1 protein-coding gene and 1 pseudogene are annotated in these 854 nt (G+C 45.2%); both read right to left on the bottom strand.

Annotation, left to right across the window (positions count from 1 at the left end):
- Positions 1 to 202 (bottom strand): annotated as a pseudogene (locus R8O11_RS26310) (glycosyl transferase); the annotation flags it as partial.
- Between the two features lie 235 nt (positions 203 to 437).
- Positions 438 to 854 (bottom strand): GNVR domain-containing protein (locus R8O11_RS26305; RefSeq protein ID WP_318194752.1); only part of this gene is annotated, 417 nt, incomplete at its 5' end.

Below are 854 nucleotides of genomic sequence, written 5' to 3'. Positions count from 1 at the left end.
ATTCGGTCAACTTAGCCCATTTCGCTAAGGATTGGGATTTGGCGCCTTCTAAGCTCACCACAAACACATCGTGACGAGGTTCTGCGAAGCGAAGCATATCCAGCACTAGCGTTTCTAATCCACCCGGTGCCAAGTGTTGCACCACATGCAACACCACTTTTTTATGATTCCGTTTGGTGTTTTTATTTTCTCTGCGTTCCATCTTTACGCCCTCAGTAGTGTGTATCTACTCTGAACAACGTATTGCACGCTACGTGCCATTATTTATTTAAAATAAAAACAACCAGTTAGGCCTGAATGTCAAATCTGAAAATCAACATTCTCAATTTGAGATTCATATTAATGAGAAGACAAAACCATGCGGTAAATTAACGTGGCGTAGCAAAGGAAAAGCACTCGGGTCAACGAGTGCTTTATCGTCATGGTGAGTAGGAGAGTTAACTGGCGAACGTCACTTTAGGCAAGGTGGTGATCACCGGAACGCCCAGGTGTTTTTCTAATGCTCGGCGAGAGCGCACCGAGTTGTCTGCCAGTTCAAGTATGGTGGCTAGACCAACGCCAAGGCCGGCACCACCGATAAAGCCTAGAATGATAAATACAATGCTTGGTAGATTAGACGGAATTGTCGGAGTGAATGGTGCATCAATGATCTTCACGCGTTTGTTTTCTTCAAACACACCAAGCGATCCTGTCAATTGCGCCATTTCGTAACGCTCGACGAGGTCGTCGTACATTTCACGTTTTACGGCGACATCACGTGCTAAACGGTTGATTTCTGTTGCGGTGCTACCAAAGCGATGTGCATTGCTTTCTAACTCTTGAATCATCTTTTGCAAACTGACGGTTTCTTCGGT

The sequence above is a fragment of the Vibrio sp. 1288 genome, from assembly GCF_033344475.1.
Note: the sequence above shows the minus strand (reverse complement) of the source record. Positions and strands in the feature narration are given on the sequence as shown.